15 protein-coding genes are annotated in these 13,938 nt (G+C 72.0%); 6 read left to right on the plus strand and 9 right to left on the minus strand.

Annotation, left to right across the window (positions count from 1 at the left end; all coding sequences use genetic code 11):
* On the minus strand, positions 1-265 hold a 265-nt coding region (locus ACYQ0U_RS19755), incomplete at its 3' end, for a TFIIB-type zinc ribbon-containing protein (protein ID WP_459975597.1).
* A 63-nt stretch (positions 266-328) separates the two neighbouring features.
* Here ACYQ0U_RS19755 and ACYQ0U_RS19760 point away from each other — a divergent pair.
* The 3 genes from ACYQ0U_RS19760 to ACYQ0U_RS19770 all read left to right on the plus strand — a co-directional run bounded on the left by ACYQ0U_RS19760 (position 329) and on the right by ACYQ0U_RS19770 (position 3,282).
* Positions 329-1,126: a glycerophosphodiester phosphodiesterase family protein gene (locus ACYQ0U_RS19760; protein WP_459975598.1), complete on the plus strand. Its 798-nt coding sequence runs from the start codon at positions 329-331 to the stop codon at positions 1,124-1,126.
* Positions 1,123-2,475, plus strand: coding sequence for an MFS transporter (locus ACYQ0U_RS19765; RefSeq protein WP_459975599.1), 1,353 nt, complete (start codon positions 1,123-1,125; stop codon positions 2,473-2,475). Before ACYQ0U_RS19760 ends, ACYQ0U_RS19765 begins: the two co-directional genes overlap by 4 nt.
* A 420-nt stretch (positions 2,476-2,895) precedes the next feature.
* Entirely contained in the window at positions 2,896-3,282 is a 387-nt protein-coding gene (locus ACYQ0U_RS19770; protein ID WP_459975600.1) for an RNA polymerase-binding protein RbpA, read from the plus strand.
* Positions 3,283-3,298: 16 nt separating this feature from the next.
* On the opposite strand, the gene ACYQ0U_RS19775 is transcribed toward ACYQ0U_RS19770, so the two are convergent.
* From ACYQ0U_RS19775 to kdd, 7 genes are all read right to left on the minus strand, one after another.
* Positions 3,299-3,751: an FxsA family protein gene (locus tag ACYQ0U_RS19775; protein ID WP_459975601.1), complete on the minus strand. Its 453-nt coding sequence runs from the start codon at positions 3,749-3,751 to the stop codon at positions 3,299-3,301.
* Positions 3,748-4,491, minus strand: coding sequence for a polyprenol monophosphomannose synthase (locus ACYQ0U_RS19780; RefSeq protein WP_459975602.1), 744 nt, complete (start codon positions 4,489-4,491; stop codon positions 3,748-3,750). The genes ACYQ0U_RS19775 and ACYQ0U_RS19780 overlap by 4 nt, the downstream gene beginning before the upstream one ends.
* The gene (gene lnt / locus ACYQ0U_RS19785) at positions 4,488-6,071 is read right to left on the minus strand and encodes an apolipoprotein N-acyltransferase (protein WP_459975603.1); all 1,584 of its coding nucleotides are present in this window, start codon (positions 6,069-6,071) and stop codon (positions 4,488-4,490) included. Before lnt ends, ACYQ0U_RS19780 begins: the two co-directional genes overlap by 4 nt.
* Positions 6,072-6,470: 399 nt before the next feature.
* A complete protein-coding gene (gene kal, locus ACYQ0U_RS19790) occupies positions 6,471-6,860 on the minus strand; it encodes a 3-aminobutyryl-CoA ammonia lyase (protein WP_459975604.1) in 390 nt (129 codons plus the stop codon).
* Entirely contained in the window at positions 6,860-7,612 is a 753-nt protein-coding gene (gene kamE, locus ACYQ0U_RS19795) for a lysine 5,6-aminomutase subunit beta (protein ID WP_459975605.1), read from the minus strand. The genes kal and kamE overlap by 1 nt, the downstream gene beginning before the upstream one ends.
* On the minus strand, positions 7,609-9,180 hold the full coding sequence (kamD, locus tag ACYQ0U_RS19800; RefSeq protein WP_459975606.1) for a lysine 5,6-aminomutase subunit alpha: 1,572 nt from the start codon (positions 9,178-9,180) through the stop codon (positions 7,609-7,611). The genes kamE and kamD overlap by 4 nt, the downstream gene beginning before the upstream one ends.
* Positions 9,177-10,196: an L-erythro-3,5-diaminohexanoate dehydrogenase gene (gene kdd / locus ACYQ0U_RS19805; protein ID WP_459975607.1), complete on the minus strand. Its 1,020-nt coding sequence runs from the start codon at positions 10,194-10,196 to the stop codon at positions 9,177-9,179. Before kdd ends, kamD begins: the two co-directional genes overlap by 4 nt.
* A 129-nt stretch (positions 10,197-10,325) precedes the next feature.
* Here kdd and ACYQ0U_RS19810 point away from each other — a divergent pair, with 129 nt between their 5' ends.
* Positions 10,326-11,777: a KamA family radical SAM protein gene (locus ACYQ0U_RS19810; RefSeq protein WP_459975646.1), complete on the plus strand. Its 1,452-nt coding sequence runs from the start codon at positions 10,326-10,328 to the stop codon at positions 11,775-11,777.
* A gap of 104 nt (positions 11,778-11,881) precedes the next feature.
* On the opposite strand, the gene ACYQ0U_RS19815 is transcribed toward ACYQ0U_RS19810, so the two are convergent.
* Positions 11,882-12,334 carry an Lrp/AsnC family transcriptional regulator gene (locus tag ACYQ0U_RS19815; protein WP_459975608.1) on the minus strand — a complete coding sequence of 151 codons (453 nt, stop codon included), beginning with the start codon at positions 12,332-12,334 and terminating at the stop codon, positions 11,882-11,884.
* Between the two features lie 40 nt (positions 12,335-12,374).
* Here ACYQ0U_RS19815 and ACYQ0U_RS19820 point away from each other — a divergent pair, with 40 nt between their 5' ends.
* Together ACYQ0U_RS19820 and ACYQ0U_RS19825 are read left to right on the plus strand one after the other, a co-directional pair.
* Positions 12,375-13,304 (plus strand): 5'-3' exonuclease, encoded by a 930-nt coding sequence (locus ACYQ0U_RS19820; RefSeq protein WP_459975609.1) that lies wholly within the window; start codon positions 12,375-12,377, stop codon positions 13,302-13,304.
* Positions 13,297-13,929: a LuxR C-terminal-related transcriptional regulator gene (locus tag ACYQ0U_RS19825; RefSeq protein WP_459975610.1), complete on the plus strand. Its 633-nt coding sequence runs from the start codon at positions 13,297-13,299 to the stop codon at positions 13,927-13,929. Before ACYQ0U_RS19820 ends, ACYQ0U_RS19825 begins: the two co-directional genes overlap by 8 nt.
* Positions 13,930-13,938: the final 9 nt, after the last annotated feature.

Genomic DNA, 13,938 nt, shown 5'->3' on the forward strand with positions numbered 1-13,938 from the left:
ACAACGTCTCCACCCACGCCCGCGGCGGGGCCTTCGACACCGGCGGGGCGGCCATGTCGGCGGTGATGCGGGGCATCGGCGCGGTGTGCTGGCCGGCGTGGCGGTGCCAGTCGCTCTCGGACTCGATCAGCGCGCCGAGGTCGGCGCGAGCCAGGAAGACGCCGTGGCCGTCCGGACACTGGCTGAACTCGCCGTCACCCAGCGAGGCGCTCAGCGCCCGCGTGACCATCTCGGTGCCGCAACGAGGACAGGTCAAACTCTCCATGCGTAGACGCTACCGCCCCACCGCTCCCTGGCCGTGGAGCCCGGGCCGTGGATACTGCACCCCGTGGCCAGCTCGCGCACCGGGTTCCCCTACCTCGACGACCCGGGACCGGTGATCGCGTTCGCCCACCGCGGGGGCGCCTACCACCCCGAGGTCGAGGGGCTCGAGAACACGCTGGCGGCGTTCCGGCACGCCGTGTCCCTCGGCTACCGCCACCTCGAGACCGACGTCCACGTCACCCGCGACGGCGTCCTGCTGGCCTTCCACGACAGCGTGCTCGACCGGGTCACCGACCGCCGCGGCGAGATCGCCGCGCTCAGCCTCGCCGAGGTCCGCGAGGCGCTGGTGGCGGGCCGCGAGACGGTGCCGACGCTGGCGGAGCTGTTCGACGCCTTCCCGGACGCCCGGTTCAACATCGACCTCAAGTCCGAGAGCGCGGTCGCCGCGCTGGCCGACTTCATCGCCGACCGCAACGCCTGGGACCGGGTGCTCGTCGGCTCCTTCTCCCCCCGACGTACGGCGAGGTTCCGCGCGCTCACCGGAGGGCGGGTGCCGACCTGCGCCACGCCGGCCGAGATCGCGGCGTACCGGCTGCTCCCCCGGCGCCTCGCCGACCTGGTCACCCGACGCCGGTTCCAGGTGTTCCAGGTGCCGCTCACGCGGAGGTCGATTACGGTCGTCACGCCGGGCTTCGTGCGCCGCGCGCACGCGGCCGGCCGCCAGGTGCACGTCTGGACGATCGACGACGATGCGGAGATGAACGCGCTACTGGACCGGGGCGTCGACGGCATCTTCACCGACCGGACCGACATACTCAGGGACGTGCTGATCGCGCGCGGCGAGTGGCGAGGACCCCGATGACGAGCACCCGGCCCGACCAGAGGGCCGAGCAGAAGGCCTGGTACTGGTACGACTGGGCCAACAGCGCCTTCGTCACCACGACCGCGGCGGTGCTCTTCGCGCCGTACCTCACCTCGGTCGCCGAGAGGGCCGCGTGCGGTCCGGAGGAGGGCGAGGTCGGCACCTGCACGACCGACCTGCACGTCCTCGGGCTCGACGTGTCGGCCGGGTCGCTGGTCTTCTACATCGTCACGGTCTCGACGATCCTCTCGGCCGTCGTCCTCCCAATCGTCGGCGCGGTCGCCGACCGCAGCGCCCACAAGCCTCGGCTGCTCGGCGGGTTCGCCTGGACCGGCAGCGCCTTCGCCGCCGCGATGTTCTTCGTCGCGGGCACGAGCTGGCAGCTCGGCGCGGTCCTGCTGCTGCTCGCCACCCTCTGCCTCGGCGCCAGCCTGGTCGTCTACGACTCGCTGCTGGTCGACGTCGCCGACCCCGACGACCGCGACCGGGTCTCCTCGCGCGGCTGGGCTCTGGGCTACCTCGGCGGCGGCCTCCTGCTGGCCGCGAACTTCGTGCTGCTCACGGTGATGAGCGACGACACCGAGATGGCGGTCCGGATCAGCCTGCTCTCGGCCGGCCTGTGGTGGGCGGTGTTCACGATCATCCCGGTGCGCGGCATCCGGTCCCGCCCGCCGGTGAACCCGGCCGCCGAGCGCGGCGGGCTGGTGGCGGCGAGCTTCGGCCAGCTCTGGCACACGCTCAAGGACCTGCGGCGCTACCCCGTCACGCTGACCTTCCTGCTGGCGTACCTGTTCTACAACGACGGCATCCAGACCGTGATCTACGCCGCGTCGGTGTACGGCGAGAAGCAGCTCGGCTTCGAGAAGAGCGACGTGCTGCTCGCCTTCCTCGTGGTCCAGTTCGTGGGCATCGGCGGCGCCCTGCTCTTCGGTCGCGTGGCGAAGGGTCGCGGGGCGTACCGCGTGATCCTCGTCGGCCTGTTCATCTGGCTGGTCGTGGTCGTCGCCGGCTGGTTGACGCCCGAGAAGAACCTCCCGCTGTTCCTGGCCCTCGCCGTGGCGATCGGCGTCGTCCTGGGCGGCACCCAGGCGCTCTCCCGGTCGTTCTACAGCCAGCTCATCCCCCGGGGCCGGGAGGCGGAGTACTTCTCGCTCTACCAGGCGTGCGAGCGCGGCACGAGCTGGATCGGCACCCTGGTCTTCGGCCTCGTGCACCAGCTGACCGACTCCTACCGGCCCGCGCTGCTGGCGCTGGTCGTCCTCTTCGTGATCGGCATCGGGTTCCTGCTCCGGGTCGACCCGCGGCGCGGGATCGAGGAGGCGGGCAACCCGCTCCCCCGCGTCGTCTGAGCGCACGCCGAGGTGACCGAGCTGCCTGCGGTGCCGCCGCGGCGGTCCGGGGCCTGGGTGGGCGCGGGTGAGGCGGGCTGCTCCGTTCGCCGCCGATTCATCACGGTAGGTGGGTGAGCCCCCGCTCCCCGTGCTCGGTACGCCACGGGAAGTGCCGACCCACCTGCCTACCGTGATGATTCGCCACGAGGCGCCGCCGGCCCGAACAAGCAGCGACCCGGCAGACGGGACACCTGAGAACCTCCTGTGAACGAGGTCCGGGGCGCCGATTCCCGGAATCTTGCCCCGGCCCGTACCGTTGAACGGGTTGAGACGTGCACCGCCTGGGTACAACCCGGGCACGGAAGAGGCGTCACGAGCGCCGGCAGCACACGTCTCGGACACGCACGGGGGATCCAAGGAAATTCGGGAGGTGGCTCCATGGCAGAGCGCACGCTACGGGGAGCGCGGCTCGGCGGCCAGAGCTTCGAGGACGAGCGCGGCATCGAGTTCGCGGCTCGCCAGCAGGTCGGCTACCGGTGCCCGCAGGGGCACGAGTTCGAGATCACGATGTCGGTCGAGGCCGACGTCCCGGCGGTCTGGGAGTGCCCGCGCTGCGGCGCGGAGGCCCTCAGTGTCGCCGGCATCCAGCCCGAGGTGAAGGCCGAGAAGCCGGCCCGCACCCACTGGGACATGCTGCTCGAGCGTCGGTCCGAGAAGGAGCTCGAGGACATCCTCAAGGAGCGGCTCCAACTGCTCCGCGACGGGGAGATCGGCCCCGCGCACCTGCACCGCGCGAACCAGAAGAAGACCAAGAAGGTCTCCTGACGCGGCTGAGCCCCGCTCAGTCGTCGTCGACGACTTCGCCCCGGACGACCGGGCCCTCGGGTCCACGTCCGGGGCGAGTCACGTCCGGGACGATCCGGCGAGCCAGCATGCCGGACAGCAGGCCCCGGAACATCGGGCGCGTGAACGGCAGGATCAGCAGGATCCCCAGCGCGTCGGTCACGAAGCCCGGCGCCAGCATCAGCGCCCCGCCCAGCAGGATGAGCGCCCCGTCGGCCAGCTCCGTCGCCGGTATCCGGCCGCCCTCGATCGCCTCGCGCAGCGCCCGCCACGCGCGTGCGCCCTCGTGCCGGATCAGCAGGGTGCCGAGGGCGCCGCTGACCAGTAGGAGCACGACGGTCCAGCCCGTGCCGATCACCTGGCCCACCTGGACGAGGACGTAGAGCTCCAGCAGCGGCATCAGCACGAAGACGACGAACGCCACGAGCTGGAGCCTCCGGCGGCGGTTCATCGCCTGCTCCAGGCGCGGCGCAGCTGCTCGCGGCGTTCCCGCAGGCCCCACCGCGTGATCCGGCGCAGCGACTCGGTCGCGACGGAGCCGCTCATCTTCGAGTCTCCCCTGACCCGCTCCACGAAGTCGATCGGGACCTCCTTGACGACCAGCCCGGCGGCCAGCGTACGGGCGACCATGTCGGTCTGGAAGACGTAGCCGGTGGACTCGACCGAGGTGAGGTCGATCGTCTCCAGCGTCGCCCGCCGGAACAGCCGGTAGCCGGCCGTCGCGTCGCGCACCTTCACCCCGAGCAGCATCCGCACGTAGAGGTTGCCGCCGCGCGAGAGCAGCTCGCGCTGGAGCGGCCAGTTCACGACCGAGCCGCCCGGCACCCAGCGCGACCCGATCACCAGGTCCGCGGTCTCCAGGGCGGCCAGCAGCCGGTCCAGCTGCTCGGGCTGGTGGGAGCCGTCGGCGTCCATCTCGCCGATCACGTCGTAGCCGGCGTCGAGGGCGACCCGGAAGCCATGGACGTACGCCGCGCCGAGGCCCGCCTTCGCGGTCCGGTGCAGCACCTTCACCTGAGGGTCGGCGGCGGCGAGGTCGTCGGCGACGGCGCCGGTGCCGTCGGGCGACCCGTCGTCGACGACGAGCACGTCGACCTCCGGCTGCGCGGCGCGCACCCGCCCGACGATCCACGCGAGGTTCTCCGCCTCGTTGTAGGTCGGGATGACGACGACCACGCGTCCCAGACTCACCCGTCCGCCCCTTCGCTCGCGCCGTGCCCCGAGGCGGCCGCGACCGGGACGGCGGAGCCGAGATGGCCGTCGTCCGCGGCCTGCTGCCGGTTCCGGCGCCGACCATACGGCAGGCCGGGCCGGAGGACGGCGAGCACGAGGCCGACGCCGGTGAGCGCGAGGAGGAGCCGGCCGGTCCAGGCCCCGAGACGGACCGCCGGGGTGATGCTGGACTCGAGGCCCACCTGCTCGACCAGCACGTCCTGGGTGCGCTGCTCCGCGCTCGCCACGACCGACCCGTCGGGGGCGATCACGCCGGTGATGCCGTTGGTCGACGAGACCGCGAGCCAGCGCCCCGTCTCCATCGCGCGCAGACGGGTGATCGCGAACTGCTGCTCGACCTGGTCGGTGTGGATGAACGTCGCGTTGCTGGTCTGGACGGTCAGCAGCTCGGCGCCGCGCGCGACCTGGTCGTAGAGGGCGTCGTCGTAGGCGACGTCGAAGCAGATCGCGTCGGCGACCTCGACCCCCGCGACCCGGAGCGGAGTCCGGCGGGTGCCGCTGAGCATGTCGCGCGGGATCTCCGCGAGCCGCCCGAACTGGCGGGTGAAGAGCTCGCGCCAGGGGATGTACTCGCCGAACGGGACCGGGTGGCGCTTGGTGTACCGGTCCCCCGCCCCGGTGACCGGGTCCCACACGATGCCCTGGTTGAGCACGTGCTCCGGCCCGCCGTCGACGATCGCACCGACCAGGATCGGGACGCCGATGGCGGCGCTCGCGGCCTCGATGCCGGCGTTGGTCCGCGCATCCCGGAACGGGTCGACGGCGGTGGAGTTCTCCGGCCACAGCACGAAGTCGGGCCGCGGCTGCTCCCCCGCCGCGACGTCGCGCGCGAGCTGGACGGTCAGGTCGACCTGGTTCTGGGTGACCTGCCGGAAGTCGTAGAGGATGTCGTCCCCGTTGCCGGGCACGTCGCCCTGGACCACCGCGACGGTGACCTCCGACTCGGGCTCGGACTCCCAGGGCAGCGCGACCGGGACCAGCGTGACGACCACCAGCCCGGCGAGCACGCCTCCGGCGATCTTCCGCTCACGGTCGCGGGCCACGACCACCCAGGCGAGCAGCGTGCCGCTGAGCGCGAGCACGAAGCTCACGCCGACCGCCCCGACCCACGGCAGCGCTCCGGCGACGTAGGTGTCCGCGGTCGCGAAGGCGAGCCGGCCCCACGGCATGCCGCTGAACGGCCAGCCGCTGCGCCACACCTCGACGGCGACCCACGCGGCGGCGACCCACAGCGGCCACCAGCGGTGCCGGACGAGGACAGCGGTCAGCGAGCCGAGGATCCCCAGGAACGCCGCCTCCGCGGACGCGAGGGCGAGCCAGGCGTCGGAGCCGACGGCGCGCATCCACACGATGAGGACGAACTGGAAGCCGATGCCGAACGCCAGGCCCGGCAGCCACGCGCTGCGAGCCCGCAGGCCGCGGCAGCAGAGCACGAACGCGGCGACCGCGAACGGGATGACGATCGGGAGCGCGACCGGCTCGAACGCGAGCGACAGCCCGACCCCCGATGCCAGGGCGGCCAGCACGCGGAGCAGCATGGGACGAAACTACCCGTGAGATACCGGTCAGTCGGAAGGGACCCGCACCCTTCGGTCCAGTCCGTCACCGACCGGCTGCCGAGGACGAGGCTGTTGTCTAGGGGACGCGGGTCTCCTCCGAGTCCACCCTCGGGGGCGGACCGACCTCCGCGAACCACGTCTGACGGATGGCTGGCACTTCCATCCTCCGACCCGGCCACTCGGACGTCGGTCCGCCGGCCACGATCTGCACCGGGCGAACGGCACCGAGATTGGAACGTGACCCCCGTGATCGTCAAGAGCCCACTGACCTGCACAAACGCGCGAAACCGCAGGTCAGCGACGGGATCCGGCTCACGGAAATGCTTGAAAATTCCCGCTCCTCCCGGCGTGTCGCGCGCGACGCGCCGGGAAACCTCGCTATCGCGCCGGCACGACGACCGTGCCGGTCGCCGTCGTGGCGACGAGCGGCTCGTCCAGCACGACGGCCGCGCCGGGCCTCTCCGCGGTCGCCGCGCCCCGCGCGACCACGTGCACGGCGAACTCCAGGACCCGCGAACGGGTCCCGACCCGCACCAGCTCGCAGGTGATCTCGAGGACGTCGCCGGCGTGGACCGGCGCCCGGAACTGCACGTCGGAGTACGACGCGAACAGGCCCTCGTCGCCGTCGGTCCGGATGCACATCTCGGTGGCCACGTCGCCGAACAGCCCGAGGCTGTACGCGCCGTCGACCAGGTTGCCGGCGTAGTGCGCATGTGAGTACGGCACGTAGCGGCGGTGCGTGACGACGGTTCCGACCTCGGCAGCCATCAGGACGCCTTCCTCTCGACGAGCCGGTGGACCAGGTACGACGCGACCTCGCCGGGCGTCGTCCCGCGGGTGAACACGCGGTCGACGCCGAGCTCGTCGGCCATGGACTCGTCGAAGCGCGGGCCGCCGACGATCAGCAGCGGCCGCCGATCCGACGGGTAGGACTCGCGGAAGGCCGCCGACATCTCGCGGGTGTTGAGCAGGTGGGCGTCGCGCTGGGAGACGACCTGGGAGACCAGGACGGCGTCGGCCTTCTCGGCGCGGGCGCGCTCGACCAGCTGCGGGACGGAGACCTGCGCGCCGAGGTTCACGACCTTGAGCTCGCGGTAGTACTCCAGGCCCTTCTCGCCTGCGAACCCCTTGATGTTGAGGATCGCGTCGATGCCGACGGTGTGGGCGTCGGTGCCGATGCAGCCGCCCACGACGACGAGCCGGCGGCGCAGCGCCCGCTTGATCGCGGCGTTCGCCTCCTTGGGGGTCAGCAGCGGGTAGTCGCGCTCGACGGCCTCCACCTCGTCGAGGTCCACCAGGTGGCTGACCCGGCCGTAGACGACGAAGAACGTGAAGTCGGGTCCCATCGGCTTGGCGTGCACGACCAGCGCCGGGTCCATGCCCATCTTGCGCGCGAGCTGGGCGGCGGCGCCCTCGGCGACCTTCGAGTGCGGGCCCTGTCCCTTGACGGGCAGCGTGAAGCTGATCTGCACCATCCCGTCGCCGGTGGTGTCGCCGTACGGGCGCACGAGCTGGCTCACTTCGCCTCCAGGATCTCGGTCGCGGGGTTGTAGTAGGCGCTGGACTTCCGCGCCACGCCGTCCAGGCCCTTGCCGCCGTCCTGTGGTCGCTTCATCAGGCCGAAGGTGCCGTCCGCGATCGCGTCGAGCAGGCCGTGCTCGTGATCCAGGATCTGGTCGAGCAGGTCGATCGACTCCCCCAGCACCTGCCGCGCACGGTCGGCGATGAAGCCGTCGGGATCCGGTCGGAAGTCCTCGTGCAGGTTGCCGGCGGCGTTCATGACGTAGCGGACGTTCTGGAGCGCGAGGTCGCGGTCGGAGAGCCACGGCGTCACCACGGCCTCGGTCATCATGCCGACGAGCAGGATGCCCTGCCCGGTCAGCGCGCCGACCAGGTTGAAGAACCCGTCGAGCAGGTAGCCGCGGAACACGTCTCCGGTCATGTGCCGCGTCGGCGGCATCCACTTCAGCGGGGCGTCCGGGAACAGGTCGCGCGCGAGCATCGCGTGGGCCAGCTCGAGGCGGAACGAGTCGGGGACGTCGGGGTCGATCTCGAACGCGTGGCCCAGGCCGAGCTGCCAGTCCTCGAGCCCGGCCTCCTTGGCGAAGTACTCGTTGAGCAGCTGGCTGGTCGTCACCGTGTGCGCGGCCTCCACGGCGTCGGCGGTGGTGAGGTAGTTGTCCTCGCCGGTGTTGATGATGATGCCCGCGCGGGCGTGCACCTGGCGGCTGAACCGCTGGTCGACGAAGGTGCGCACCGGGTTGATGTCGCGGAAGAGGATCCCGTACATCGAGTCGTTGAGCATCATGTCGAGGCGCTCCATGCCGGCGAGCGCCGCGATCTCGGGCATGCAGAGGCCCGAGGCGTAGTTGGTGAGGCGGACGTAGCGGCCGAGCTCCTTGCTGGACTCGTCCAGGGCGGCCCGCATCAGGCGGAAGTTCTCCTGGGTGGCGTAGGTGCCGGCGAAGCCCTCGCGGGTCGCGCCCTCGGGCACGAAGTCGAGCAGGCTCTGGCCGGTCGAGCGGATCACCGCGATCACGTCGGCGCCCTCGCGGGCGGCCTGCTGGGCCTGCGGGATGTCCTCGTAGATGTCGCCGGTGGCCACGATGAGGTAGATCCACGGCTTGTGCGGCGCGTCGCCGAAGCGCGCGATCAGGCGCTCCCGCTCGACCCGGCGCCGGTCGATCAGCGTGATGCCGCGGCCGACCTGCCGGTGCGAGGCGCGGCGGGCGCGGTCGGCGGCCTTGCCCTCGGGCAGGCGGAAGGTCACCGAGCCGGCCGATGCCTTCTCCGCGAGCGTGGCCAGGTCGTCGGCCTCGCCGCGCAGCAGCGCGTCCCAGACGGGCAGCGCGACGCCGTGCTCCAGGCCGGTGTCGGCGCGGACGACGTCCATCAGCCGGTTCACCCACGGGGTGCCGTCGGGGTCGGAGCCCGCGAGGCCGGCCAGGCGCAGCGTGGCGCGCTCGACGGCGACCGTGGTGTGCTTCTTCGCCATCGTCACGATCGGGCGGCCGGCCCGGCGAGCGAGCGCCCGGGCCTGCCGGACCGTGGCGGGATCGAGGTCGAGCTTGCCGTGCCGCCGGGTCATCCCATCCTCCTCTCGAAGAGGCTGCGCACGCCGGGCGTCTCCCGCAGGAGCTCGAGGGCGTACGCCGCGTGGCCGGGCGCGTAGCCGTTGCCGACCAGCATGGTGACATCGGCGGCCAGGCCCTCGGCGCCGAGGGCGGCGGCCGGGAACGACGTGGCCATCGAGAAGAAGACGACCGTGCCGCGGTCGGCGGTGGCCAGGATCGCGCCGCCCTCGCAGCCCGGGACGTCGACGCAGACGACGGTGACGTCGGCCGGCCCTCCGGCGGTGGTCACCGCGTCGCGCAGCGCGATCGGGTCGCGGGCGTCGGAGACCACGACCTCGTCGGCGAGCCCGGCGCCCGTGAGCAGGTCGGCCTCGGCCTCGTGCGGGACCACGCCGATGGTGCGCTTGGCGCCGGCGCGACGGGCCGCGGCCAGGCTGAGCGAGCCGGACTTGCCGGCGCCGCCGATCACCGCGACCGTCGGTTGGTCTCCCCTGTCGACGTAGCCCTCGACGACGCGGGCGGTCAGTGCCGGGGCGCCGCAGACGTCCATGACCGCGAGGCTCAGCTCGGCCGGCAGGTCGTCGGGGAGCACCGCGGCGATCGAGCGACCGAACAGCACGGCGTACCCGTCGCAGGGCACCTGCTCCCCCCGGCCGTCCCAGCCCCGCAGCTCGTCCTCGACGACGAGCGGGGTGAGCGTGAGCGAGACGAGGGTCGCGACCCGGTCACCGACGGCGAGGCCGAGCGGGGACTCCGGGCCGACCTCCTCGACGGTGCCGACGAGCATGCCGCCGGAGCCGGTCTCGGGGTTCTGCATCTTGCCGCGGGTGCGGACGATCTCGAGGACCTCGGCGCGGACCGCGTCCCCGTCGCCCCGTCCGTCAACCGTGTGCTTGCGCTCGAGCTGGCGGAACGACGCCGCGTCGAGGTTGAGTCGCTCGACCCGGATCCGGACCTCGTCGGGCCACAGCTCGGGGCGGGTGTCGAGCCGGTCGGCGGCCTGGGGCAGGCGCACCGCCGCGTCGAGCACCCGGTGGAGCCCGGTGGGATCGCTGGGTCGGCCAGAGGGAACATCTCGCACAACGGCAGCCTAACGAAAGGATCTCCGGCGCGGCAGTCGACAGCCCGGAGAATCGCCACCTACAGTGGCGGGGTGAGCATCGAGACCTCGATCGGCCTGGAGACCGGCCAGCCGTACCCGTACCAGCGGGCCGAGCTGGTCGAGCCCGACTGGACCCGGTTCCCCGGCTGGCGCGACGTCACCGCCGAGGAGTGGGCGTCGGTGCAGTGGCAGCGCGCGCACTGCATCAAGAACGTCAAGCAGCTGCGCGAGCTCATGGGCGGGCTGCTCGACGAGCGCTTCTACGCCGACCTCGAGCGCGACCAGGCCGAGCGGGCCACGATGTCGATGCTGGTGCCGCCGCAGATGATGAACACGATGGTGCCGCACGCCAGGGATCACCAGGGCACCTCCGCTCCGGGCTCGCTGACCGAGGCCTTCTACGCCGACCCGGTCCGCCACTACATGATCCCCGTCTTCTCCGACCGGCGCACGGACTGGTCCTCCCACCCGCACGCCACCCGCGACTCGCTCCACGAGCACGACATGTGGGTGGCCGAAGGCCTGACCCACCGCTACCCGACCAAGGTGCTCGCCGAGCTGCTGCCGACCTGCCCGCAGTACTGCGGGCACTGCACCCGCATGGACCTCGTCGGCAACTCCACGCCGACCGTCGACAAGCTGAAGTTCCTGGGCAAGCCCGTCGACCGGCTCGGCGCGATGCTCGACTACCTGCGCACGACCCCGTCCGTCCGCGACGTCGTGGTCTCCGGCGGCGACGTGGCCAACATGCCGTGGCCCCGCCTGGAGGACTTCCTCGCCCGGCTGCTCGAGATCGAGAACGTCCGCGACATCCGCCTCGCCACCAAGGCACTGGTCGGCCTCCCCCAGCACTGGCTCCAGGACGAGGTCCGGGCCGGCATGGAGCGCGTCGCCGGCACCGCGCGCTCGCGCGGCGTCTCGATCGCGATCCACACGCACGCCAACCACGCCAGCTCGATCACCCCGCTGGTCGCCGAGGCGGCGAAGGCGATCCTCGAGGCCGGCGTACGCGACGTGCGCAACCAGGGCGTCCTGCTCAACGGCGTCAACGCCGACCCGCACGCGCTGCTCGACCTGTGCTTCCGGCTCCTCGATGGCGCGCAGATCATGCCGTACTACTTCTACATGTGCGACATGATCCCGTTCTCGGAGCACTGGCGGGTCTCCGTCGCCGACGCGCAGCGCCTCCAGCACCACATCATGGGCTACCTGCCGGGCTTCGCGACGCCGCGGATCGTCTGCGACGTGCCCTTCGTCGGCAAGCGCTGGGTCCACCAGCTCGCCGCCTACGACACCGAGCGTGGCATCTCCTACTGGACGAAGAACTACCGCACGTCCATCGAGGCGACCTCCGAGGACGCCCTCTCGCGGACCTACGAGTACTACGACCCGATCCACACCCTCCCGGCCGCCGGCCAGGCGTGGTGGGCCCGGCGCGCCGACCTCGACACCTCCGCGCTCAAGGCCGCCGAGGCGTCGCGTCGGACGGCGGCGCTCCAGGCCTGGTGACCGCCGGCCGCTCGTCGTCGATGTCGCGGTTTGGTCACCAACCGCAGGTGGGAGCGCTCCCAGTCCGCGGTTGGTGGCCAAACCGCAGCCCCAGGGGCATCCCCTCAGCTGACCGGGCGACCCTCGTACGGCGTGGAGAGGACGATCGTCGTCCGGGTCGAGACGTTCGCGGCGGCGCGGATCCGGGCGAGGAGGTCCTCGAGGGCGGTCGGGGTGGCGACCCGCACCTTGAGGATGTACGACTCGTCGCCGGCGACGGACCAGCACGACTCGATCTCGTCGATCGCGCGCAGCCGCTCCGGGGAGTCGTCGGGCTGTGAGGGGTCGATCGGGCGGATCGAGATGAACGCCGTCAGCGGCAGCCCGAGCTGCGCGTGGTCGATGGTGGCGCCGTACCCGGTGATGAGGCCGCGCGACTCGAGTCGCTTCACCCGCTGGTGGACCGCGGACGTCGACAGGCCGGTCGCCTTGCCCAGGTCGGTGAAGGACATCCGGCCGTCGGCGGCGAGCAGGCCGAGGATCTTGCGATCCGTCGCCTCGAGCTCTGACGTGGTCACGCGCACAGGCTAGGGCATCGCGCATGGCAGGATCGCGTCCGTGACAGACGCGCCCGGACGCCTGATGCTCCTCGACACGGCCTCGATGTACTTCCGGGCCTTCTTCGGGGTCCCCGAGATCAAGGGTCCCGACGGTACGCCGGTCAACGCGGTGCGCGGGCTCCTCGACTTCATCTCGCGGCTGGTGGCCGACTACCGGCCCACGGACCTGGTCTGCTGCTGGGACAACGACTGGCGCCCGCAGTGGCGCGTGGACCTGCTGCCGTCCTACAAGGCGCACCGGGTCGTCGCGGAGCGCACCGGCGCCCCCGACGTCGAGGAGGTGCCGGACCCGCTGGAGGTGCAGGTCCCGATCATCCTCGACGTGCTCGACGCGTTCGGGATCTGCGTGGTCGGCAAGGACGGCTACGAGGCCGACGACGTCATCGGCTCGTTCGCGGCCCAGGCGCGCCAGCCCGTCGACATCGTCACCGGCGACCGCGACCTGTTCCAGCTCGTCGACGACGAGCGCGACGTCCGCGTCCTGTACATCGCCCGCGGCGTCGGCAAGCACGAGCGCGTCACCAACGACTGGGTGCGGGAGAAGTACGGCGTCGACGCCCGCCAGTACGCCGACTTCGCGACCCTGCGGGGCGACGCCTCGGACGGCCTGCCGGGTGTCGCGGGCATCGGCGAGAAGACCGCGGCGACCCTGCTGGGCCGCTTCGGCGACATGGACGGCATCGTCGCCGCCGCCCTGGACCCGGACGCCGACATGGGCCCCGGTCCGCGCGGGAAGATCAAGGCGGCGGCGCCGTACCTCGAGGTCGCGCCGCAGGTGGTCGCGGTCGCCCGCGACCTCGACCTGGGCCGTCCGGACACCGCGGTCCCCCGCGAGCCCCGGGACCTCGCTAGCGTGGCCGCGCTCGGGACGACCTGGGGCATCGAGAGCCCCGTGCAACGACTCACGGAGGTTCTCTGCCATGGGTGACGGCGACCCGAGACCGGTCCGGGTGGCGATCTCGAACGACTACGAGCTCGCCCTGCTCGGGCTCGCCGCGATGCTGGCGCGCCACCCCGAGCACGTGCGGATCGTCGACATCGGCACGGACCCGCACCCGGCCCACGAGCCGGACATCATCCTGTTCGACACGTTCGGCCGTCTGCCCGACGAGGACGGCAAGCTGCGCCGCATGGTGGCGGAGAACGACGCCAAGGTCGTCGTCTACAGTTGGGACGACTACCCGGAGGCCGCGGCGCTCGCCGCGGGCGCGGTCGGCTACCTGCCGAAGCGCCTGACCGCCAGCGAGCTGATCGCGCGGCTGGTGGCCTTCCACGACGGCACCGCGCCGGCGCCCGCCCCGGACGACCAGGACCCCCAGCAGACCTGGCCGGGCCAGGTCCACGGCCTGTCCGAGCGCGAGGCCGAGATGCTCACGTTCATCGTCCGCGGCCTCGGCAACGAGGAGATCGCCGCGCGCGCCTACCTGAGCATCAACACGGTCAAGACCTACATCCGCACCTTGTACCGGAAGATCGGCGTCACCAGCCGCGCGCAGGCGGTCGCGTGGGGCTTCCGCAACGGCTTCGTGTCGACCGACGACTCCGGGGTCTGACCGGGAGTC

Source organism: Nocardioides pyridinolyticus, assembly GCF_054653575.1.

Excerpts from the sequence above, each read along its gene's own strand:
- ACYQ0U_RS19765 (WP_459975599.1), top strand. The coding sequence starts at position 1,123 with ATGACGAGCACCCGGCCCGACCAGAGGGCCGAGCAGAAGGCCTGGTAC.
- ACYQ0U_RS19770 (WP_459975600.1), top strand. The coding sequence starts at position 2,896 with ATGGCAGAGCGCACGCTACGGGGAGCGCGGCTCGGCGGCCAGAGCTTC.
- ACYQ0U_RS19775 (WP_459975601.1), bottom strand. The coding sequence starts at position 3,751 with ATGAACCGCCGCCGGAGGCTCCAGCTCGTGGCGTTCGTCGTCTTCGTG.
- lnt (WP_459975603.1), bottom strand. The coding sequence starts at position 6,071 with ATGCTGCTCCGCGTGCTGGCCGCCCTGGCATCGGGGGTCGGGCTGTCG.
- kal (WP_459975604.1), bottom strand. The coding sequence starts at position 6,860 with ATGGCTGCCGAGGTCGGAACCGTCGTCACGCACCGCCGCTACGTGCCG.
- kamD (WP_459975606.1), bottom strand. The coding sequence starts at position 9,180 with ATGACCCGGCGGCACGGCAAGCTCGACCTCGATCCCGCCACGGTCCGG.
- ACYQ0U_RS19825 (WP_459975610.1), top strand. The coding sequence starts at position 13,297 with ATGGGTGACGGCGACCCGAGACCGGTCCGGGTGGCGATCTCGAACGAC.